The sequence below is a fragment of the Aggregicoccus sp. 17bor-14 genome (assembly GCF_009659535.1).
Taxonomy (GTDB): domain Bacteria; phylum Myxococcota; class Myxococcia; order Myxococcales; family Myxococcaceae; genus Aggregicoccus.
Map to the genome: position 1 here is coordinate 37113 of NZ_VJZZ01000021.1, position 19782 is coordinate 56894.

The following is a 19782-nucleotide window of genomic DNA, read 5'->3' on the forward strand; positions in this document are numbered from 1 at the left end:
ACCTGCGCCGTGTGGCTCGCTCGAACGCAGAGGCACGCATCGGCAGCGCCGCCGCCATCCACGCGAGGGAGCACTCGCTGATGCGCGCGCACTCGGGCAGCATCGGCCCATGTCCGCGCTCTCCGTGCTCGCCGCCGCGCTCCTGCTCGCTGCTCCTGCGCCCCGCAGCCAGCGCGACGTGGCCTATGGCAGTGCGCCCGCGCAGCGGCTCGACCTGCAGTTGCCCGAGGGCCCGCAGCCCGCGCCCCTCTTCCTCTTCGTGCATGGCGGCGCCTGGACGCAGGGCGACAAGGTGTTCCACACGCCACACCCGGACTTCTTCCTCCAGCGCGGCTGGGCGTGGGCGAGTGCGAACTACCGGCTCGCGCCCGCGGTGCGTCACCCCGAGCAGGTGCAGGACCTCGCGCGCGCCGTGGGCTGGCTCTATCGCAACGCGAGCGCGCGCGGGCTGGACCCCCAGCGCTTCGTGCTCTGCGGCTTCTCCGCGGGCGCGCACCTCGTCGCGCTGCTCGTGGCAGACCCACGCTACCTCGCGGCGGAAGGCGTGCCCCTGAGCGCGGTGCGCGGCGTGGTGCTGCTGGATGGCGCGGGCTACGACGTGCCCCGCCACGCGGCGCTCAGTCCGCGGCTGCGCCAGGTGTTCCACGTCGCCTTCGGCGAGCCGGGCCCCGCGTGGGAGGATGCCTCCCCCGTCACGCACCTGCGCCAGAAGCGCGCCGTGCCGCCCTTCCTGGTCTTCTACACCGGCGAGGGCCCCCGCGCGGGCCAGCAGGCGCGCCTGCTCACGCGCGCGCTCGAGCACGCGGGCGGCCACGCGGAGCTGTACCCCGCGCCCGGCAAGGACCACGTGCAGCTCAGCGTGGACCTGGGCAAGAGCGCCCAGGACGGCCCCACGGCGCGCACGCTCGCGTTCCTCGAGCGCGTGCGCCGCGAAGCGAAGTAGCTACAGCTTCACTTCCGCGCGCGTGCAGTCGGTGACCACGCCGCTGCCCGCCTCGTGCAGCTTGGCCATCAGCTTGTCCACGCCGTTGGAGCGCGCGAAGGCCATCTCGTTCTTCGTCGCGCCCACCAGGGTGAGCAGCTGCACGCGGCCGCTGGGCAGGTCGAAGTGCGCGGGGCGCGAGGGGTCGCGCACGAAGACCACGCCGTTCAGCTTCGTCTCCGCCGCGCCGTCCAGCGTGCCCTCCACCGGGTAGCGGTGGCCGAGCGCGAAGGCGCGCAGGCACACGAGGTTGTAGGCCATCATGTCCAGCAGCCGCAGCACCGGCCACTGCGCCTCCTCGGGCGTGTGGATGACCATCTCGTAGCCGATGCCGCTCGGAGCGTCGTCCGCGAACTCCATGCCCGGCGCGAGCGTGAAGGGGTTGGACAGGCCGCTCGTCACGTAGCTCCAGGACGGGTGCTCGGGCGTGGGCGGGGCCACGCGCACGCCGTAGCCGCCCCAGTTCGGGTCCAGCTCGCCCACCTGCGCGAGGTCAGACTCCAGCCAGGCCTGCAGGGCGTCCGTCTGGTCGAGGGTGAAGACCCCCTCGCTGATCTCTCCGAACAACTTGGGGTACTCGACCTCGTCGCGGTCGGCCCAGACATCCTCGTACCACTGCCAGAACGCGTCGTGCTCCTCGGGCGCTTTCACGGGGCCCAAACTACTCCAGCGGGCCGCGAGGGGAAGCGCGGATTCATGCATGGGCGCCCTGCAGGCAGCCAGGCGCTGCAATAGGCTCGCCGCTCCCCCCGTAGCCCCGAGCGTGCGCCCCATGACCTCCCGCTCCGAAGCTGCTCCCGCCGCTCCCGAGGCGCCTGGTCTCGGTCCCGCCGTGTGGGGCGTGGCGCTCGCCGCGCTCGCGCTGCACCTGGCGACCAACGGCCGCTATGGCTTCTTCCGCGACGAGCTGTACTTCATCGCCTGCGGGCAGCGGCTCGCGTGGGGCTACGTGGATCAGCCGCCGCTCATCGCGCTCGTCTCGCGGCTCTCGAGCGCGCTCGCGGGCGACAGCGTGGGGCTGTTCCGCCTACCCGCGGCCCTCGCGCACACGGGCCTGGTGCTGCTCACCGCGCGGCTCGCGCGGGCGCTCGGCGGCGCGAGGCCCGCGGCGCTGCTCGCGGGCGTGGCGGTGGCCGTGGCGCCGGTGCTCGTGGTGGGCGGACACCTGCTCACGATGAACAGCTTCGAGCCGCTGCTGTGGACGGGCGCGGCGCTCTTGCTCGTGCGGCTGCTGCAGGCGGAGACGCCGCGCACCGGCACCTGGGCCGCGCTGGGGCTGGTGGTGGGCGTGGGGCTGCTGAACAAGTACTCGATGGCCTTCTGGACGGTGGCGCTGGTGGCGGGGCTGCTCGCCACGCCCTCGCGCCGGGTGCTCGCCACGCGCGTCTTCCTCCTCGCGCTGGGGCTCGCGCTGCTCTGCGTGCTGCCGAACCTCTACTGGCAGGCGTCGCGTGGCTTTCCCATGCTCGAGCTGCTGCGGGCGGGGCAGGCGGGAAAGAACGCGCCCTTCAGCGTGGGCAACTTCCTCGGGCAGCAGCTGCTGCTCATCGGGCCGCTCGCAGCGCCGCTGTGGCTTGCGGGGCTCGCGGCGCTGCTCGCGTGGCGGCCGCTGCGGCCCTACCGCGCGCTGGGGGTGGGCTTCGTCGCCGTGCTGCTCGTGATGGTGGTGCTCAAGGCGAAGACCTACTACCTCGCGCCGGCGTTCCCGCTGCTGCTCGCGGCCGGAGGGGTGTGGGCGGAGGCGCGCCTGCCGCGGCTCGCGCGCGGGGCGGTGGTGGCGCTGGTGGGGCTCACCGGGCTCGCGGTCGCGCCGCTGGGAATTCCGGTGCTGCCGGTGGACACCTTCGTGCGCTACCAGGCGGCGCTCGGCGTGCAGCCCCCGCGCGACGAGAACCACCAGTTCAATGCGCTGCCACAGCACTTCGCGGACCAGTTCGGCTGGCCGGAGCTGGTGGACGCGGTGGCGGGCGCGGTGGGCAAGCTCTCGCCGGAGGAGCGCTCCCGCGCAGGCATCTTCGTGCAGAACTACGGCGAGGCCGGCGCGCTCGAGTGGCTCGGGCGCAACCGCGGCCTGCCGCCGGTGCTCAGCGGCCACAACACGTACTTCCTGTGGGGACGGCGCGGGGTCACCGGCGAGGTAGTGCTCGTGGTGGGCGAGGGCGACGTGGAGCAGCTGCGCACGTTGTGCCGCGAGGTGACGCTGGTGGGGCGCGTGCCGCGCGTGGAGAACGCGATGCCCTACGAGCAGGCCCTCACGATTCACCTCTGCCGCGGCCTGCACCCCCCACTCGCGGAGCTGTGGCCGAAGGTGAAGAACTACAACTGAGACCTGTCCCCTTTGGGAGAGGGTCGGGGTGAGGGATTGCCGCTTCTCTCTGCGTCACTCGTAGATCGTCCACCGCGCACGGCTGCAGCGACCCGCTGCATCGAACTCGAGGCGTAGGACACGCCCGAGCCCGAACGAGCCCGGAGCCAGGCGCGTGAAGACGTACTCCTCGACCTGACGCTCCTCTTCGTAGAACACGCGCTCTGGAGTCCCGAGCTGTGCGCGCAACTCTTCGCGAGAAGTCCCGACGAGCGAGCGCACGGAGTAGCCACCACGCTCGATGGACTCCTCACTCGCGGGCGCGTCCTGCAGCCACTGCCGGTCCGCGCGAAGGTGCGCGAGCGTCTCGCCACGGCTCGCGCAGCCACTGAGCGCAAGCGCCGCGAAGAGCCCCAGGCAGTGCCGCAGCGAGCCCCTCACCGGCAGAAGAGGACCAGCGTCGCGAAGCTGAGGACCAAGCAGGCCAGCATGCTGCCGACCAGGAGTTCGTCACCGCCGTCCACCGTCGAGGCCTCGTTGCGCAGGAGGAGCAGGGCGCGGCGACCCGAGTGCACGACGAGGCTGGTGGCAAAGCCCAGCCAACATGGCCAGAAGAGGAAGACCCCGTCGCTCGTGGAGGCGTGCCCGATGGCAGCGAGCGCCACAGCGAAGACGCCGAGAAAGAGGAAGACGAAGCACCAGTCCCCCCAGTCCGTGGGCGTCAGGGAAACAGGCATCCCCTTTCCCAGCATGCGGCACCTCCTCTTCGGCCCGGCATCGTGGGCTCGCGAGAAGGTACAGCAGGTGGTGCGCGGGTGCTCGGGAGAAGCCCTCTTCCCTCACCCCGTCCCTCTCCCAGAGGGAGAGGGGACATCTTCGCTCACTTCTTCGCGTTGCCTGCGGGAGCGAGAGGCCACGGCTTCATGCCGGCGATCTCCTCCGCCTCGTCCACGGCGCGCTGCAGGTGCTCGCGCTCGTGGATGAGCGACGCGCGCACCGCGTTGTCCAGCCTGCGGTCGTGAATCAGGTGCGCGCTGTGGATGCCCGTGGGCAGGAAGCCGCGGGAGATCTTGTGCTCGCCGCCTGCGCCCGGCTCGAAGGCCTCGCGCCCCTGTTGGATGCACTCGTCCACCGAGTGGTAGAGGCACACGTTGAAGTGCAGGAAGGGGTGCTCCTCGAGCGCGCCCCAGTACCGCCCGTACAGCCGCGTGCGGCTCGCCACGTTGAAGGCGCCTGCGATGACGCGCCCCTCGCGCTCGGCCACCACCAGCTCCACCGCGTCGCGCATCGTGCGGAACACGCGCAGGAAGAAGTCGCGGTTGAGCTGGATCTGCCCCCAGGAGTGCTTCTCGTTGGTGCTCTCGTAGAAGTCGTACGCGAGCCGCGCGTGCGCCGCCGTCAGCTCCTCGCCCTTCACCGTGCGGATGGTGATGCCCTGGAAGCCCGCCGCCGCGCGCTCGCGCTTGAGCTGCGCGCGCCGCTTGCTGTCGAAGCGTGAGAGGTAGTCCGCGTACGTCGCGTAGCCCGGGTTGCGCCAGTGGTACTGCAGCGTGAGCCGCCGCGCGAGCCCGTGCGCCTCCAGCCTCGCGGCCTCGGCCTCGGGCGGGAAGATGACGTGCAGGCCGCTGAGCCCCTCCTCCTCCGCGCTCGCGCGCAGCGCCTGTGCGAGCGCGTCCTGCAGCGCGGGCACGTCCTCGCCCGCGGCGACCAGGAGCCTCGGCGCAGTGGCGGGGCTCAGGGGCACGCCCACCAGGAGCTTCGGGTAGTACTCGATGCCCAGCCGCGAGGCCGCCCCCGCCCAGCCGAAGTCGTAGATGTACTCGCCCATGCTGTGGAACTTCCGGTACGCGGGCGCCGCGGCCACCAGCTGCTCGCCGCGCCACAGCGTGTGGTGCATGGGCTCCCAGCCCGTCTCACTGCTCGCGCTGCCGCTCTCCTCGAGCGCGAGCAGCCACGCGTGGCGCAGGAAGGGCGGGGCGTCCGCGCCGACGAGTGCGTCCCACGTCGCGGCGGGGACCTCGCGGATTCCCGCGAGCAGGCGCAGGCGGGGCGTCTCGGGGGCGGCGGCGGCGAGGGAGGGGAGGCCCTGCTTCGTCATAGGCCCCCTGTCTAACGAAGCCCCCGCGGCCGCGCACCCGCTCCGTCCGCCTGGCCGTCCGCCCTGCACCCGGGCGCACGGGGCGGCGCGTGGGCGGGCCGGGCCCGGGATGCACACCGTGAGCCTGTGACGTGTGCGGCCGGCACCAGCGCCGGCCCTCCCAGACCCGGAGCGCAAAAGACATGGACCGCAAGGAGTGGCTCAAGAAGCCGATGGGCATCCCGGTGGACCCGGCGAAGCAGAAGGATCCCGAGGCCGCGGGCGACGAGGTGCCCGCCGAGGGCCGCGCCGAGTTCCTCAACAGCATGGACGACCAGCGCGGCGGACAGCGCACCGAGGTGGGCAGCCCCTACAACGGCGCCGGCAACGAGCGCGGCCTGCCGGACACGTACACGGGCGGCGACGAGACCCGCAAGAAGCTCGAGGACGACTCGATTCCTCCCGAGCGCAAGCTGTACGGGAACAAGAAGGACGAGTGACGTGAGCGGGACGTAGTCAGGAGGGAACGCGATGGCGCGCGTGCTCGAGGTGGGGCCTCCCGCGGGGGCCACCGGGCGCATCGTGCTCATCGCGGCGGCGGCCGCCGTGGGCGGCTTCCTCTTCGGCTACGACACCGCCGTCATCAACGGCGCGGTCGCCGCGCTCGCGAGCAGCTTCGCCGCGGGCAGCACCGGCACCGGGCTCGCGGTGAGCTCGGCGCTCCTGGGCTCGGCGGTGGGCGCGGCCTTCGCAGGGAGGCTCGCGGACCGCTCGGGCCGCCTGGGCGCGATGCGCGTGGCCGCGGTGCTCTTCACGCTGAGCGGCGTGGGCTCGGCGCTCGCCTTCTCGCTGTGGGACTTCAGCCTCTGGCGGCTCGTGGGCGGCGTCGCGGTGGGCGTCGCGAGCGTGGTGGCGCCCGCGTACATCGCCGAGGTCGCGCCCGCGCACCTGCGCGGCCGGCTCGGCAGCCTGCAGCAGCTGGCCATCGTGGTCGGCATCTTCCTCGCGCTGCTCGCCGACTATGGCCTCGCGCGCGCGGCGGGCAGCGCGCAGGGGACGCTGTGGCTGGGGCTGCCCGCCTGGCGCTGGATGTTCCTCTCCGAGGTCCCGCCGGCGCTGCTCTACGGCCTGGGCGCCTGGCTCATCCCGGAGAGCCCGCGCTACCTCGTGGCCAGGGGGCGCGGCGTGGAGGCGCTGCTCACGCTGCGGCTCATCGAGGGCGCGGCGGCCGAGTCCCGCGTGGAGCAGATCCGCCTCACCCTGCAGCTGGAGCACGCTCCGCGCCTCTCCGACCTGCGCGGCCCCGCGCTGGGCCTGCTGCCGGTGGTCTGGGTGGGCGTGGTGCTCAGCGCCTTCCAGCAGCTCGTGGGCATCAACGTCATCTTCTACTACTCGAGCGTGCTGTGGCAGGCGGTGGGCTTCAGCGAGCAGGACGCGCTCGCCATCACCGCGCTCACGGGCGTCACCAACATCGTCACCACGCTCATCGCCATCGCGTGCGTGGACCGCTTCGGGCGCCGGCCGCTGCTCCTGCTGGGCAGCGCCGGGATGGTGCTCGCGTTGGGGACGCTCGCGTGGACCTTCGGCAGCGCGCCGGTGGACGCCGCGGGCAACCCCGCGCTCGCAGGCGGGCAGGGCACGCTCGCGCTCGTCGCGGCGAACCTCTACGTCTTCTGCTTCGGCTTCTCGTGGGGGCCGGTGGTCTGGGTGCTGCTGGGCGAGATGTTCCCCAACCGCCTCCGCGCGCTCGCGCTCTCGCTCGCCGCGAGCGTGCAGTGGGTGGCCAACTTCCTCGTCTCCGCCACCTTCCCCGCGCTGAAAGAGGCAGGGCTGGGCCTCGCCTACGGGCTGTACACGGGCGCGGCCCTGCTCTCGCTGCTCTTCGTGCTGCGCTTCGTCCGCGAGACGAAGGGGAAGCACCTGGAGGAAATGTAACGGCGAGATGTCGCCGCTTGAACCCGGGGCCGGTTGGGGGCAAACCCTGCGGCCGTGAACCGCTCCGACCTCGTCACCCTGGACAAGCGCCACGTCTGGCACCCCTACACCGCGATGGACGCGTACATCGCGCACACGGATCCGCTCGTCGCCGAGCGCGCGGAGGGCGCCTACTTCTGGGACGTGGACGGCACGCGCTACCTGGATGCGAACGGCAGCTGGTGGGTGTGCACGCTGGGCCACCGCCACCCGCGCCTGGTGCGCGCGCTCACCGAGCAGGCCGCGAGCCTCGCGCACGTGTCGCTCGCGGGCGTCACCCACGCGCCCGCGGCCCGGCTCGCCGCCGAGCTCGCGGCGCTCGCCCCCGGCGCGAAGGACCCGCAGCTGCCGGCGGAGCGCAAGCTGGGGCGCGTCTTCTACTCCGACAACGGGAGCACCGCGGTGGAGGTGGCCATCAAGATGGCCGCGCAGTACTGGGCGCAGAACGGGCGCCCCAGGCGCACGCGCTTCATCACGCTCTCGGGCGCCTTCCACGGCGAGACGGTGGGGGCCACGAGCGTCGGCGGTGTGGCGCTGTTCCGCGACGTGTTCGGCCCGCTGCTCTTCGACGTGGTGCAGGTGCCGAGCCCCGCGGAGGAGGGCGGCTGGGAGCGCGCCTTCGCCGAGGTGCAGCAGGCGCTCAGCGCGCACCCGGACGAGATCGCCGCCGTCATCCTCGAGCCCCTGCTGCAGGGCGCGGCCGGGATGCAGCTGTACTCGCCCGAGTTCGTGCGCGCGGTGCGCGAGGCCACGCTCGCCACGGACACGCTGCTCATCGCGGACGAGGTGTTCACCGGCTTCGGGCGCACCGGCGCGCTCTTCGCGTGCGACCTCGCGGGCGTGGTGCCCGACCTGCTCTGCCTCGCGAAGGCGCTGAGCGGAGGGCTGCTGCCCTTCGGCGTGACGCTGGCCTCGGAGCGGCTCTTCGCGGGCTTCCTCGGCGGCGCTCAGCGCGCGCTCTACTACGGCCACTCGTACTGCGGAAATCCTCTCGGCGCGGCGATCGCGCGCGAAGTGCTCGCGGTGTACCGGGACGAGGACGTGCTGGGACAGGTCGCCCGCAAGGCGCCGCGCATCCACCAGGCCTTCCACCGCATGGCCGAGGAGATTCCGGGCCTGGTGCGCCCGCGCGCGCTCGGCATGGTGGGCGCGGTGGACCTGGGCGAGGGCGGCTACCTCGCGCAGAGCGGCTGGCGCGTGTACGCAGCGGCGCGCCGGCGCGGCGTGTACCTGCGCCCCATGGGGAACACCGTGTACATCGCTCCCGCGCTCAACCTGCCGGACGCGGCGCTCGAGGAGCTGCTGGGCGTGGTGGAGGAGAGCCTGCGCGAGGCGGCCAGCGCCCCTACCAGCTGATGGTCACCTGGGCGCTGCGCCCGCCGGCATCGAAGCGCGCCGCGCGCACGTGCGCGCCCTTCACGCCGCAGGCCTCGGGCAGGAAGAGGAAGGCGCCCTCCCACACGGCCGCGAAGCCGTCGTTCATCGGCACCTCGGTGCGAAACGCGAGGGTGCCGCCGCGCGGGTCGGTGGGAGTCCAGGTGAAGTCCACCCCGCGCATCAGCAGCGCGGTGTAGGTGCCCAGCCGCGGGTAGAGGTTCGCCGGCGTGCTGCCGAAGAGGGCGAGCGCCGTCTTGGCCATGGGGGCGAGCACGCCGCCCACCATGTCGTGCGACATCGCGAGCCCCAGCTCGCGGCAGGCCTCGCGGCCCGCGAGCAGCTGCAGCGCCTGCGTCGTCTCCAGCACCCACGCGGCGGAGGTCCAGCTCACGGGGCCGGGGGGCTCGCTGATGGCGCGCGCGCTCGCCGGAGAGAGCCGCGCGCACAGCGGCACGAGCAGGCCCCGCTCGCCGAGCGCCTTGCGATAGCTGCGCGCGAGCAGCCCGCTCGCCTGCAGCGTGCCCTCCGACTGCATCTGCCTCATCGGGTACGTCCCCCCGCAGGAGGGCCCGCGCATCGGAGCGCGCCGGCCGCGGCCCTGCTGAGGCCACAGGCTATCCGGTGCGGTGCGGGTAGGTGCAAGCCCCTGTCCTCGAGTGCAGGGCTGCGCTTCCGCCAGGGAGGAATCGCGGTAGGGGATGTCCCTCAGTCGCTCAGCGTCTCGAGCACCTCGAGCAGTTGGTCGGCGCTGCAGTCGCTCGCGAGCCGCGCCTGGGCGTGCAGGTGCGGGGGCAGCTCGCCGCCGCCGAGCACCACGAGCGAGAACCACCCGAGCGCGCCCGCGTGCTGCAGCACCTGCAGCCAGTGCGCGGTGCCCTCGCCGGGTGCGGCCCAGTGCACGAGCAGCAGCGAGGGCACGGGCTCCTCCACGATGCGCCGCAGCGCCTGGTCTCCCGTGTACGCGAGCGAGGGCGCGAAGCCGGCGCTGCGCAGCGTGCGCGCGAGCGCGACGAGCTCGGGGCGGCGCGCGCCCACCACCAGCACGCCGCGCACGGAGGCCGTGGGCAGCGCAACGCCGAAGGCCTGGGCCCGGGGCACGTCCGCGCCGAACAGGGAGAGCGCGTCGGCGGCGGGACGCGGGCGCAGGGAGGAGGGAGGGCAGTGACTCATGGCGGCGCACCCTGCGCGCGCGGAGGTGACTGGACCGTGACGTCCCCCCAAGGCCGGAGAGCCCTTGGACTTTGGGGCAGGGTGGGGCGGGGCGTGTACGCTGCGCGGCCGTGAGCCCTCCTCCCCGCCTGCACCTCATCGACGGCACCTACGAGCTGTTCCGCGCGCACTTCAGCCCGCGTCCCGGGCACACGAGCCCCGAGGGCCAGGACGTGAAGGGCGTCGCCGGGCTGATGGGCTCGCTGCTCGCGCTGCTGCACGACCCCGCAGAGGCGGTGAGCCACGCGGCCGCCGCCTTCGACAACCCCATCCGCTCCTTCCGCAACGCGCTCTTCGACGGCTACAAGACCGAGGAGGGCGTGCCCCCGGAGCTGCTCGCGCAGTTCGACCTCGCCGAGGAGGCGGTGGCGGCGCTGGGCCTGCGCGTGTGGCGCATGGGGGACTACGAGGCGGACGATGCGCTGGCGACCGCGGCCGCGCGCTTCGCCTCCGAGGTCTCCCAGGTGCGCCTCCTCACCCCCGACAAGGACCTCTCCCAGTGCGTGGTGGGCGAGCGCGTGGTGCAGGTGGACCGCATGCGCGAGCGCGTGCTGGACGAGGCGGCCGTGCGCGCCCTTCGCGGCGTCGCGCCCGAGAGCGTGCCGGACCTGCTCGCGCTGGTGGGGGACGCGGCGGACGGCATCCCCGGGCTGCCCGGCTTCGGCGAGAAGGGCGCCGCGACGCTGCTCGCGGCCTACGTCCACCTGGAGGCGATTCCCGCGGACGCCGCGCAGTGGAGCGTGCGCCCGCGCGGCGCGGACAAGCTCGCCGCCACCCTGCGCGAGCGCCGCGAGGACGCGCTGCTCTACCGCCGCCTCGCCACCCTGGTGACGGACGCGCCCCTGCCCGGCACCCCGGGGCTGGACTCCCTCGCCTGGAAGGGCGTCCCGCGCGCGCCCTTCGAGGCCCTGTGCAGCCGCCTGGGACTCGAGCGCCTGCGCACCCGCCCGCAGCGCTGGGCCTGAGTGGACGAGACACCCCCCGCTCCGTTACTTCCCGCACCCCTTTCCCATGACGACGACGAACGACGACTGGCTGCCGAGCCTCGAGGACTCTCCCTTCACCCGCCTGGGCGGCGAGCCCGGGGTGCGCGCGCTCGCCGAGCGCTTCTACGACGAGATGGACGCGCACGAGCCGGCGCTCGCCCGGCTGCACCGCCTGGACGAGGCGGGCCGCGTCTCGCGCGAGTCGCGCGAGCGCTTCGGCCTCTTCCTCGTGGGCTGGCTCGGCGGCCCCCAGCACTACACCGAGCGCCACGGCCACCCGCGCCTGCGCATGCGCCACTTCCAGACGCCGGTGGACAGCGCCATGCGCGACGCCTGGCTGCGCAGCATGGGGCGCGCCCTGGACGCCTTCGAGGTGAAGGGCGGCCTGCGCCGCTTCCTCGACGAGCGCTTCGCCCAGGTGGCCAACTTCCTGCGCAACGTGCCCGAAGAGGAGGCGCAGCCGGCCGCCGCGGGCCCCGCCCCGGAGCTCGCCCAGCTCGGGGGGGTTGCGAAAAAAGAACGACCGTCCTAATTTCCTCCCATGCGCAAGGGAGAGCTCACCCACCAGGCCATCCTCGAGCGCGCGGCGCAGCTGGCGAGCCGCGTGGGCCTCGAGGGGCTGTCCATCGGCGGGCTGGCCGAGGACCTGGGGCTCTCCAAGAGCGGGCTCTTCGCCCACTTCTCCTCCAAGGCCGAGCTGCAGGTGCAGGTCATCGAGATGGCGGGCGAGCTGTTCAGCCGCCACGTGGTGCGCCCCGCGCTCGCCAGGCCCCGCGGTGAGCCCCGGCTGCGCGCCGCCTTCGAGGGCTGGCTCGACTGGGGCCGCGCCGCCGCGCTCGAGGGCGGCTGCCTCTTCGTCGCGGCCGCCGTGGAGCTGGACGACCGCGAGGGCCCCGCGCGCGAGCGCCTCGTGCAGCTGCAGCGCGACTGGCTGGACACCCTGGCCACCATCGCCCGCACCTGCGTGAGCGAGGGCCACTTCCGCGCCGACACCGACCCGGAGCAGGTGGCGCACGACCTGTACGCCATCGCGCTCGGCTACCACCACGCGGCGCGCCTGCTGCGCGACCCCCGGGCCATCGAGCGCGCCCACCGCGCCTTCGAGGCGCTGCTCGCCCAGCACCGCCCCCCCGCCGCCCAGGCCTGACTTCCCCCGCCTTCCCCACCCGGAGCCCCGACCATGGCCAAGAAAAGCACGAACGTTCGGACGGAAATGACCCTCGCCACGCTGCGCCTCACCGCGCGCACGCTGGGGCGGCTCTCGCCGGCGCTCGCGGCGCGCTGGGCCGAGCGGCTCTTCTTCACCCCGCGCCGCCACGTGGCGGGGGCGCGCGCCCAGGCGGTGCTGCAGCAGGGGCGGCCGCGCACGCTGGAGCTCGTGGGCGAGCGGCTGCGGGTGTGGAGCTGGGGCGAGGGGCCGCGGGTGCTGCTCCTGCACGGCTGGAGCGGCAGCGCGGGGCAGCTCACCGCCTTCGTGGGGCCGCTGGTGGAGGCGGGCTTCAGCTGCGTCGCCTTCGACGCGCCGGCGCACGGCGAGTCCACGGGCACGCGCACGAACCTGCCCGCCTTCGCGGACGCGGCGCTCGCGGTGGGCAGGGCCACGGGCGGCCCGGTGGCCGTCATCGCCCACTCCATGGGGGCGGCGGCCGTGGCGGCGGCGCTGCGCTCGGGGCTGCCCGCCACGCGCGCGGTGCTGCTCGCGCCGCCCGCGGACCCGCGCGTCGTGCTGCGCGAGTTCGCGGACTTCCTGCACCTGCCGCACGTCGTGCTCGAGCGCATGGTGGCGCGCTTCGAGGCGCAGCGCGGCGAGCCGCTCGCGCACTACAGCGTGCCGGACCTCGCCGGAGCCCTCGGCCACGTCGCGGCGCAGGTGGTGCACGATCGGCAGGACCGCGAGGTGCCCTTCGCGGCCGGCGCGCAGGTCGCCGCCGCCTGGCCCGGCGCCCGCCTCCTCTCCACCGAGGGGCTCGGCCACAACCGCCTCCTCTACGCGCCGCAGGTGGTGCAGGGGGCGGTGGAGTTCCTGAAGAGGGGCCTCGAGCAGGAGCAGGCGCTGCTGCCCCTCGGCAGCCCGTCCGTTCCGGGGCCGCGCGCGCTCGCGGCGAACGGCTAGGGCCAGACAGCGCACACGGGGCCGCGCTAGGGTGCGCGCCCGCCGTGCCCATCACCCTCCCAGCCCACCCCGCGGCGGTGCTCCCGCTCCTGCGCTACCGCCGCTGGCTGCCGCCCACGGCGCTGGTGGTGGGCGCGTGCGTGCCGGACCTGCACTACGTGCTGCGCATGGGCTCCGAGGTCTCGCACTCGCTGCACGGGCTCTTCCTCTTCTGCCTCCCGGTGGGGCTCGCCACCCTGCTGTGGCTCGAGCTGCTGGTGCTGCCCGTGCTGCGGCGCACGCTTCCCGAGGTGGGCGGCGTGCAGCCCGCGCGCTTCCTCGCCGGAGACGGGCTGCCGCGGGGCCTGCGCGGCTGGGCGCTCGTGCTGCTCGCGCTGCTGCTCGGCGCCCTCACGCACCTGCTGTGGGACGGCTTCACCCACGACCTGCAGTGGCCGGCGCGCGCCCTCTACCGCTTTCACATCGTGAGGGTGGCCGGGCGCAACTACACGCTCGCGCACCTGCTGCAGTACCTCACCAGCCTGCTCGGCTCGCTCGTGGTGCTCGCCGCGATGGTGCGCGCCTACCCGCGCCTGCCGCCCGCGCCCGGCGCGCCCTGGGGCCGCTTCCTCCCGGTGCTGCTCGCCACCGTGCTCGGCGGGGTGTGGATGCTGGGGCTGCGCCTGCCGCACGTGCAGCACGTGCACGGCTACCGCGTGCTGGTGTGGCACCTGTTCTGGCCCGCGCTCACCGGCGCGCTCGTGGGGCTCACGCTCGCGTGCGCGTGGCTGCGGCCGCGCCTCGAGCCTGCGTAGTCAGGGCGCGTGCGCGTCCCACGACTCCTGCGCGGGGCCGGGCGGCGCCTGGCCCGCGTGCGCCTGCACCAGGTGCAGCAGCTGCTCCAGCTGCACGGGCTTGTACGCGAGCGCGTCCACCTGCAGCGGGGGGCTGTCGTGCAGGTTGCGGCTCGCGGTGAGCACCACCACGGGGATGCGCGCGAGGCGGGGGTCTGCGGCTTGCGCCTCGCGGAACTGCCAGCCGTCCATCACCGGCATCATCAGGTCCAGCAGGATGAGCTGGGGCAGGGTAGAGGACGCGCGCAGCAGGGCGAGCGCCGCGGCGCCGTGCTGCGCCGTCTGCACCCGGTAGCCCTCGTCCTCCAGCAGCTCGCACACGGCCTGGCGCAGGTCCGCGTCGTCGTCCACCACGAGCACCTGCGGGGCGTTGTGCGCGGGCTCGGTCATGGGTCGCTCAGTGCCGGGGCAGCTCCACGGTGAAGGTGGAGCCCACGTCCGGGCGGCTCTGCACGTGGATGCTGCCCTGCATCGCCTCCACCAGCTGGCGGGTGAGCCACAGCCCGAGGCCGAGGCCTCCGTAGTTGCGCCCCGAGGCCGCGCGCTCGAAGCGCCCGAAGATGCGCTCCAGCGCCTCTTCGGGGATGCCGATGCCCTCGTCGCGCACCTGCAGCCGCGCCACCGCCGGGGTGCCCTCCACGCGCACCTCCACCGGCCGGTCGCGCCCGTAGCGCAGCGCATTGGTCACCAGGTTCGTGAGCACCTGCTCGAGCCGCAGCCGGTCCCAGTGCCCCACCACGGACACCGGCGCGCTCAGCCGCAGCCGCCCGCCCGACGCCTCCCCCATCCGCTCGACCAGCTCACCCGCGAGCTCGCGCAGGTCGACTTCTTCCGTCTGCAGCTCCAGCTTGCCGCTGCTCAGCCGAGAGACGTCCAGCAGCCCGCTCACCAGCGCCTCGAGCCGGCCCACCTGACGGTGCAGGCTCTCGGCCTTCTTGAGCAGGCGCGCGCGGGAGAGCTCCCCGTCCTCGCCGCCAGGCTCGGGGCGCAGCGCGCGCAAGAGGCCGCTCGCCTGCAGCGCGAGCGTGGAGAGCGGGGTGCGCAGCTCGTGGCTCGCGATGGAGAGGAACTCGTCGCGGGTGCGCACCGCCTCGTGCAGCGCGCGCTCGGTGCGCCGCTGCTCGGTGATGTCGCGGGTGATGAGCACGGCGCCCGCGAGCCGCCCGTCCACGTGGTGCAGCGGGCTCGCGTGGCCCTCGAGCAGCCGCGCACTGCCGTCCGGGCGGCGCACCGCCCACTCGCTGTCGCGCACCTGCTCGCCGGCGAGCGCGCGGGCGAGCGGCGCGTCCTGCTGGGGCAGCGGCTCGCCGTTGGGCTGGGTGAAGCCCAGCACCAGCGGCCAGCGCGAGTTGAAGAGCGCGTCGCGCGAGACGCCGTGCTGGCGCTCGGCCTCGGTGTTGAAGAGCTTCAGCACGCCGCGCGCGTCCGTCACCACCAGGCCGTCGCTGCACTGCGCGACCAGCAGCCGCAGCAGCTCCTCCTGCAGTTGCTCGACGTCCACGTGGCCCAGCTCGCGCTTCGCGAGCGCCGCGGCGCCGCGGCGCAGCTCCAGCTGTCCGGACACCTGGCGCGCCAGCGCGCGCAGCGCCTCCAGCTGGCCCGCGTCCAGCACGCGCGGCTCGCGGTCCAGCACGCACAGGGTGCCCACCACCGCGCCCTCGCGGCTGCGCAGGGGGAAGCCCGCGTAGAAGCGCACGAAGGGGACGTGCCTGACGTAGCGGTTGTGCTTGTAGACGGGGTCGCGCTGGGCGTCCGGGACGATGAACTCGCGGCCGCGCGCGAGCACCTGCGCGCAGAAGGAGTCCTCGCGCTCCACGCTGCGCAGCTCCACGCCCACCACGCCCTTGAACCACTCGCGGTCCGCCTCCACGAGCGACACGATGGCGATGGGCACCTCGCACAGCTCGGCCGCGAGCGCCGCCGCGTCGTCGAACTCCTTCTCCGGGCTGTAGTCCAGCCGCGCGAAGCTGCGCAGCACCTGCAGGCGCTCCTGCTCGTTCTCGGGGACCGGGAACATGGCGAACCCTCCGCGACCCTCCACTCTCTGGCGCCAGCTTCTCCCTCCCAAGATGGGGACGGCGCCATCCGACTGGAGGAGGCAGGCGGGCGCGTCCCGCATGGGCGGCTCCCCGCCGAGTGGGCGTGCCGGCCGCCCGCTGCCCCGCTAAGGTGGGCCGCGCCCCCGCTGCCCCTCGAGGTCCGCCCCGCATGAACCGCGCCCTGCTCCTCTCCGTCCTCCTGCTCGGCTGCGCGGGGGGGAAGTCCTCCACGCGGCCCCCGCCCGTCGCCGAAGGGACGGCCGCCGGCAGCTGGACCGCCCCCTTCAGCGAGCAGCTCGCGCTGCGCGAGGGCTGGCTGCAGCAGCGGCACGCGGGGCTGCTCGCGCAGATGCGCCGGCACGGGGTGGGGATGTGGATCGTCCTCAACGAGGAGTTCCACGACGACCCGCTCACGCAGTACGTCGCCCCGCCGCGCCCCTACGCGGGCAACCGGGACGTGTTCGTGTTCGTGGACGGCGGCGAGCGCGGGCTGCAGAAGGTGGCGCTGGTGGACTACGCGGAAGGCGGCCTCGAGCGCTTCTTCCGGCTCGAGCCGAGCAAGCCCGAGACGCTCGCGGCGCTCGACCGCGAGTTCCACCCGGCGCACATCGCGCTGTCCATCGACAGCACGCGCGGGGTCGCGCGCAGCCTCACCCGCTCGAGCTACGAGTGGCTGGTGAAGGCGCTGGGCCCTGAGGCGGAGAAGCGCTTTGTGCCGGCCGAGCCGCTCATCGAGGAGTACCTGGACACGCGCCTCCCCGAGGAGCTGCCGCACTACACGCGCATGGTGCAGCTCACCGAGGCGCTGGTGAAGGAGGCGCTCTCGTCCACGGGCATCCAGCCGGGCAAGACCACGGTGGGGCAGCTGCGCCGCCGCCTCTACGACGGCCTCAGCGCCCACGGCGTCACCACCTGGTTCCAGCCGGACGTGCGCGTGCAGCGCCAGGGCGAGACCGGGAACATGGCGCGCGGCTTCCTCGAGCCCGCCGAGGAGAGCGTGGTCATCCAGCGCGGGGACCTCGTGCACGTGGACTTCGGCATCACGTACCTCGGCCTCAACACCGACTGGCAGAAGATGGCCTACGTGCTGAAGGAGGGCGAGACGGACGCGCCGGAGGGGATGAAGCGCGCGCTCGCCAACACCAACGCCCTGCAGGACGCGCTGATGCTGCGCGCGAGCCGCCCGGGGCGCTCGAGCGCGGACGTGTACGACGCCACCATGGCGGAGATGAAGGCCAGGGGCATCGACGCGCAGGTGTACAGCCACCCCATCGGCGCGCAGGGCCACGGGCTCGGCGCGGCCATCGACTTCCGCTCCGCGAGCCGCAAGAGCCCCCCGAAGCCGCTGCGGCTCGGCTCCTACATCGCCATCGAGCTCGCCACGCGCACCGCCGTGCCGGAGTGGGGCGGGCAGGTGGTGCACATGATGGAGGAGGACCCCGCCCACCTCACCCCCGAGGGCTGGCGCTTCTTCGTGCCGCGCCAGGAGGCGCTGTACCTCGTTCGTTAGCGCGCCCGCGCGTTTGACACGCGCCCGCCGAAGCCATATTCCCCCGCTCGCTCGTCGGTGCTCCTCGCGCAGTGTGGCGGTGGGCTCCAAGGGAAGCCGGTGAGAGTCCGGCACTGCCCCGCAGCGGTGAGCAGGAACGAACGCCGTCATCTGAAGCACTGGTCCGCAGCTGGACTGGGAAGCGACGGCCAGTAGGTGGGAGCGCCCCGTGCGTCTCCCGCGCCTGTGAGTCCGAAAACCTGCCGACGGCCCGGTGGGCGTGCGCCTCGCGCACGCCTCCCGGACATACCGAGACCTCCGAGGGGAGGTGGCGGACGGCGCACAGGTCAGGTCTGCCTCCAACAGCCCCTCTCCCCCGCGCCTCCCCCCACGCTCCCCCTCGCGTCTGCACATCCGGCCCTCGGGGGCCGGCAAAGGGATGGGGACCATGAAGGCGACGAAGACGATGCTCCTGGGCGCGGCGCTGCTGGCGCTCGCGAGTGGCTGCGGTGACGACGCGGCGAAGCAGCAGTTCACCGTGTACGGCCTGAAGGACGACGGCCGCAGCGTGTACAGCCTGGGCACCTGGCCCGACCTCAGCGCGGGAACCACGCCGCTGTTCGACGTGTTCGCGCCCGAGGACCGGCAGCTGGACCCGGACAAGTTCCAGATCTTCACCGGCGGCTACCTCGCGAATGATGGCAAGCGGCTGCTGAGCGGCTACACCAAGCCGGACGTCACCGGGAAGGTGGCGGTGCACACGCTCGAGGGCAGCAGCACCCAGTACGTCTCCATCCCCGGCAACTTCACCGCGGTGGGCAACGACGGCACCTTCTACGTGAGCGGCCTGCAGGGCGCCTCGTTCAGCTCGGGCTCCGCGGTGTATGCGCTGCGCGATCAGACGCCGCAGCTCGTGATGGTGGGCAGCCAGGACTCGGCGAGCGGCCCGCTCGCCATCGCCACCAACGGCGCGGCGGTGTTCGGCTACGCGGACGCGAGTGCGAACTACGAGAACGTGCTGCCTCTCGTGGCTCCCAGCCTCTACGGTCCGGACAAGGCGGCGGTGACGAGCTTCAGCGGTCCCCTTGGGCTCAGCGGCGTCTTCGACATCGCGGGCTTCCGCGACGGAATCGCGGCGCTTCAGGGATCGCAGGACCCCCAGACCTTCAAGCGCCACTATGACGGCGTCGTGCGCGTGCCGCTGAAGGTGGAGGGGGATCTCGTCAAGACGTCGGGCCTGACTGCGCTGGTGCTGCGCTTCGCGGACCAGTGCAGCCGCGTGTCGCTCGAGGGCAGCATGGGTGACGACCTGCTCGTGCGCATCTCGGATCCGCAGGGCAAGGACGCGCACCTGGTGCGCATCGCGATCAAGAAGGACGCGAAGAACCCCACCCGCAGCGCCGCCACCGACTGCGCCACGGCCCAGCGCGACCCGGTGCTCGGCACGCTCGAGCTGCAGACCGGCTTCGTCGTGGAGAGCTCCGCCGCGCTGCCCGAGGGCGTGGGCGCCGTCACGGCCGTCCCGGTTGCGCAGTGAGCACCTCCTTCGCAAAGACGCTGCTGCTGCCACTCACGCTGGCCCTCGCGCTCGCAGCGGGCTGTGGCGGCAGTGACGGCGGCGGGGAGCCCCAGGACGACGCGGGCACGCCGCCGCCCGAGGAGAACCTCAACCCCTGTCTCGGGCCGGCGTCCGTGACGCACGCGGCGGACCCCTTCGCGGACCGCATCGTGAGCTTCACGCCGGGCGCCGGTGCGGGCTTCGGACAGGACCTGTGCCCCAGCGTGGTGCTGGGCTCACCCGAGGGCACGGGCACGGCGAATGGCTCGCTGCACGTGCTCTCGCTGGGCAACGGCGGCAGCATCGTGCTCGAGTTCACGGACACCGTGGCGGTGAACGGCCCCGGCGTCGACTTCATCGTCTTCGAGAACGCCTTCGCGCGCGCAGGTGGCGGCACCTTTGCCGAGCCGGGCCGCGTCGCGGTGAGCGAGGACGGTGTCACCTGGAGCGAGCGCAGCTGTGCGGTGAGCGACGAGGCCGGGGGCTACCCGGGCTGCGCCGGGGTGAAGCCGGTGTTCGCCTCCAGCACCAACGGGGTGAGCGCCACCGACCCGGACGCGGCCGGCGGCGATGCGTTCGACCTGGACGACTTCCCCAGCCCGCCCGCGCGCGTGCGCTTCGTGCGCATCACGGACAGCGGCGTGAACAGCTACCTCGCTCCCTCTGGCGGCTTCGACCTCGACGCCGTGGCGGTGGTGAACGGCGCGCCACTCACGGGGCCTGCACCGTGAGCGAGGTGTCGAAGCCGTCCCCTCTCCCGCTGGGAGAGGGTCGGGGTGAGGGATGTGAGACGCTCACCCGCCGCGCCGCCCTTTGCACCCTGGTGGGCGGCGGCTGCGC

At 73.5% G+C, this 19782-nt stretch carries 21 protein-coding genes and 1 riboswitch; of the genes, 13 read left to right on the forward strand and 8 right to left on the reverse strand.

Annotation, left to right across the window (positions count from 1 at the left end; all coding sequences use genetic code 11):
- Positions 1-109 precede the first annotated feature (109 nt).
- Positions 110-943: an alpha/beta hydrolase gene (locus tag FGE12_RS27830; RefSeq protein WP_153869671.1), complete on the forward strand. Its 834-nt coding sequence runs from the start codon at positions 110-112 to the stop codon at positions 941-943.
- Here the strand turns inward: FGE12_RS27830 and FGE12_RS27835 are convergent, their stop codons facing one another.
- Complete coding sequence (locus FGE12_RS27835) at positions 944-1633, reverse strand: suppressor of fused domain protein (RefSeq protein WP_194798348.1); 690 nt, start codon at positions 1631-1633, stop codon at positions 944-946.
- A 121-nt stretch (positions 1634-1754) separates the two neighbouring features.
- On the opposite strand from FGE12_RS27835, the gene FGE12_RS27840 reads away from it, so the two are divergent.
- Entirely contained in the window at positions 1755-3308 is a 1554-nt protein-coding gene (locus FGE12_RS27840) for a glycosyltransferase family 39 protein (protein ID WP_153869673.1), read from the forward strand.
- 54 nt (positions 3309-3362) lie between these two features.
- Here the strand turns inward: FGE12_RS27840 and FGE12_RS27845 are convergent, their stop codons facing one another.
- The 3 genes from FGE12_RS27845 to FGE12_RS27855 all read right to left on the reverse strand — a co-directional run bounded on the left by FGE12_RS27845 (position 3363) and on the right by FGE12_RS27855 (position 5385).
- Positions 3363-3728, reverse strand: a complete 366-nt coding sequence (locus tag FGE12_RS27845) for a hypothetical protein (RefSeq protein WP_153869674.1) — start codon at positions 3726-3728, stop codon at positions 3363-3365.
- Positions 3725-4024, reverse strand: coding sequence for a hypothetical protein (locus FGE12_RS27850; protein ID WP_153869675.1), 300 nt, complete (start codon positions 4022-4024; stop codon positions 3725-3727). The genes FGE12_RS27845 and FGE12_RS27850 overlap by 4 nt, the downstream gene beginning before the upstream one ends.
- Before the next feature lie 143 nt (positions 4025-4167).
- Positions 4168-5385, reverse strand: a complete 1218-nt coding sequence (locus FGE12_RS27855) for a GNAT family N-acetyltransferase (protein WP_153869676.1) — start codon at positions 5383-5385, stop codon at positions 4168-4170.
- Positions 5386-5567: 182 nt separating this feature from the next.
- Between FGE12_RS27855 and FGE12_RS27860 the strand changes: the two genes are divergently transcribed.
- Genes FGE12_RS27860 through bioA form a run of 3 tightly spaced genes read left to right on the forward strand, consistent with a single transcriptional unit; the run spans position 5568 to position 8694 of the window.
- Positions 5568-5864: a hypothetical protein gene (locus FGE12_RS27860; RefSeq protein WP_194798349.1), complete on the forward strand. Its 297-nt coding sequence runs from the start codon at positions 5568-5570 to the stop codon at positions 5862-5864.
- 31 nt (positions 5865-5895) lie between these two features.
- Positions 5896-7299 carry a sugar porter family MFS transporter gene (locus FGE12_RS27865; RefSeq protein WP_153869677.1) on the forward strand — a complete coding sequence of 468 codons (1404 nt, stop codon included), beginning with the start codon at positions 5896-5898 and terminating at the stop codon, positions 7297-7299.
- Positions 7300-7353: 54 nt separating this feature from the next.
- A complete protein-coding gene (gene bioA / locus FGE12_RS27870; RefSeq protein ID WP_194798350.1) occupies positions 7354-8694 on the forward strand; it encodes an adenosylmethionine--8-amino-7-oxononanoate transaminase in 1341 nt (446 codons plus the stop codon).
- Here the strand turns inward: bioA and FGE12_RS27875 are convergent.
- Both FGE12_RS27875 and FGE12_RS27880 read right to left on the reverse strand, forming a co-directional pair.
- Positions 8684-9259 (reverse strand): hypothetical protein, encoded by a 576-nt coding sequence (locus tag FGE12_RS27875; protein WP_153869679.1) that lies wholly within the window; start codon positions 9257-9259, stop codon positions 8684-8686. The genes bioA and FGE12_RS27875 overlap by 11 nt on opposite strands.
- Positions 9260-9420: 161 nt before the next feature.
- Complete coding sequence (locus FGE12_RS27880; RefSeq protein ID WP_153869680.1) at positions 9421-9885, reverse strand: hypothetical protein; 465 nt, start codon at positions 9883-9885, stop codon at positions 9421-9423.
- Between the two features lie 110 nt (positions 9886-9995).
- Here FGE12_RS27880 and FGE12_RS27885 point away from each other — a divergent pair, with 110 nt between their 5' ends.
- From FGE12_RS27885 to FGE12_RS27905, 5 genes are all read left to right on the forward strand, one after another.
- Positions 9996-10889 carry a 5'-3' exonuclease H3TH domain-containing protein gene (locus FGE12_RS27885; protein ID WP_194798351.1) on the forward strand — a complete coding sequence of 298 codons (894 nt, stop codon included), beginning with the start codon at positions 9996-9998 and terminating at the stop codon, positions 10887-10889.
- A gap of 46 nt (positions 10890-10935) precedes the next feature.
- Positions 10936-11442: a group II truncated hemoglobin gene (locus FGE12_RS27890; RefSeq protein ID WP_153869682.1), complete on the forward strand. Its 507-nt coding sequence runs from the start codon at positions 10936-10938 to the stop codon at positions 11440-11442.
- A gap of 9 nt (positions 11443-11451) precedes the next feature.
- Complete coding sequence (locus tag FGE12_RS27895; protein ID WP_153869683.1) at positions 11452-12057, forward strand: TetR/AcrR family transcriptional regulator; 606 nt, start codon at positions 11452-11454, stop codon at positions 12055-12057.
- A 66-nt stretch (positions 12058-12123) separates the two neighbouring features.
- Positions 12124-13023, forward strand: a complete 900-nt coding sequence (locus FGE12_RS27900) for an alpha/beta fold hydrolase (RefSeq protein ID WP_194798352.1) — start codon at positions 12124-12126, stop codon at positions 13021-13023.
- A gap of 44 nt (positions 13024-13067) precedes the next feature.
- Positions 13068-13817 carry a DUF4184 family protein gene (locus FGE12_RS27905; RefSeq protein WP_194798353.1) on the forward strand — a complete coding sequence of 250 codons (750 nt, stop codon included), beginning with the start codon at positions 13068-13070 and terminating at the stop codon, positions 13815-13817.
- Here the strand turns inward: FGE12_RS27905 and FGE12_RS27910 are convergent, their stop codons facing one another.
- The gene (locus tag FGE12_RS27910) at positions 13818-14246 is read right to left on the reverse strand and encodes a response regulator (protein WP_153869685.1); all 429 of its coding nucleotides are present in this window, start codon (positions 14244-14246) and stop codon (positions 13818-13820) included.
- Between the two features lie 7 nt (positions 14247-14253).
- Entirely contained in the window at positions 14254-15873 is a 1620-nt protein-coding gene (locus FGE12_RS27915) for an ATP-binding protein (RefSeq protein WP_194798354.1), read from the reverse strand.
- A 191-nt stretch (positions 15874-16064) separates the two neighbouring features.
- Here FGE12_RS27915 and FGE12_RS27920 point away from each other — a divergent pair, with 191 nt between their 5' ends.
- The 3 genes from FGE12_RS27920 (at position 16065) to FGE12_RS27930 (ending at position 19673) form a co-directional block, all read left to right on the forward strand.
- Positions 16065-17405: a M24 family metallopeptidase gene (locus FGE12_RS27920; protein WP_153869687.1), complete on the forward strand. Its 1341-nt coding sequence runs from the start codon at positions 16065-16067 to the stop codon at positions 17403-17405.
- 38 nt (positions 17406-17443) lie between these two features.
- A riboswitch (cobalamin riboswitch) is annotated at positions 17444-17667 on the forward strand.
- A 165-nt stretch (positions 17668-17832) separates the two neighbouring features.
- A complete protein-coding gene (locus FGE12_RS27925; protein WP_153869688.1) occupies positions 17833-18921 on the forward strand; it encodes a hypothetical protein in 1089 nt (362 codons plus the stop codon).
- Positions 18918-19673 carry a cell surface protein gene (locus FGE12_RS27930; protein ID WP_370459175.1) on the forward strand — a complete coding sequence of 252 codons (756 nt, stop codon included), beginning with the start codon at positions 18918-18920 and terminating at the stop codon, positions 19671-19673. The genes FGE12_RS27925 and FGE12_RS27930 overlap by 4 nt, the downstream gene beginning before the upstream one ends.
- Positions 19674-19782: the final 109 nt, after the last annotated feature.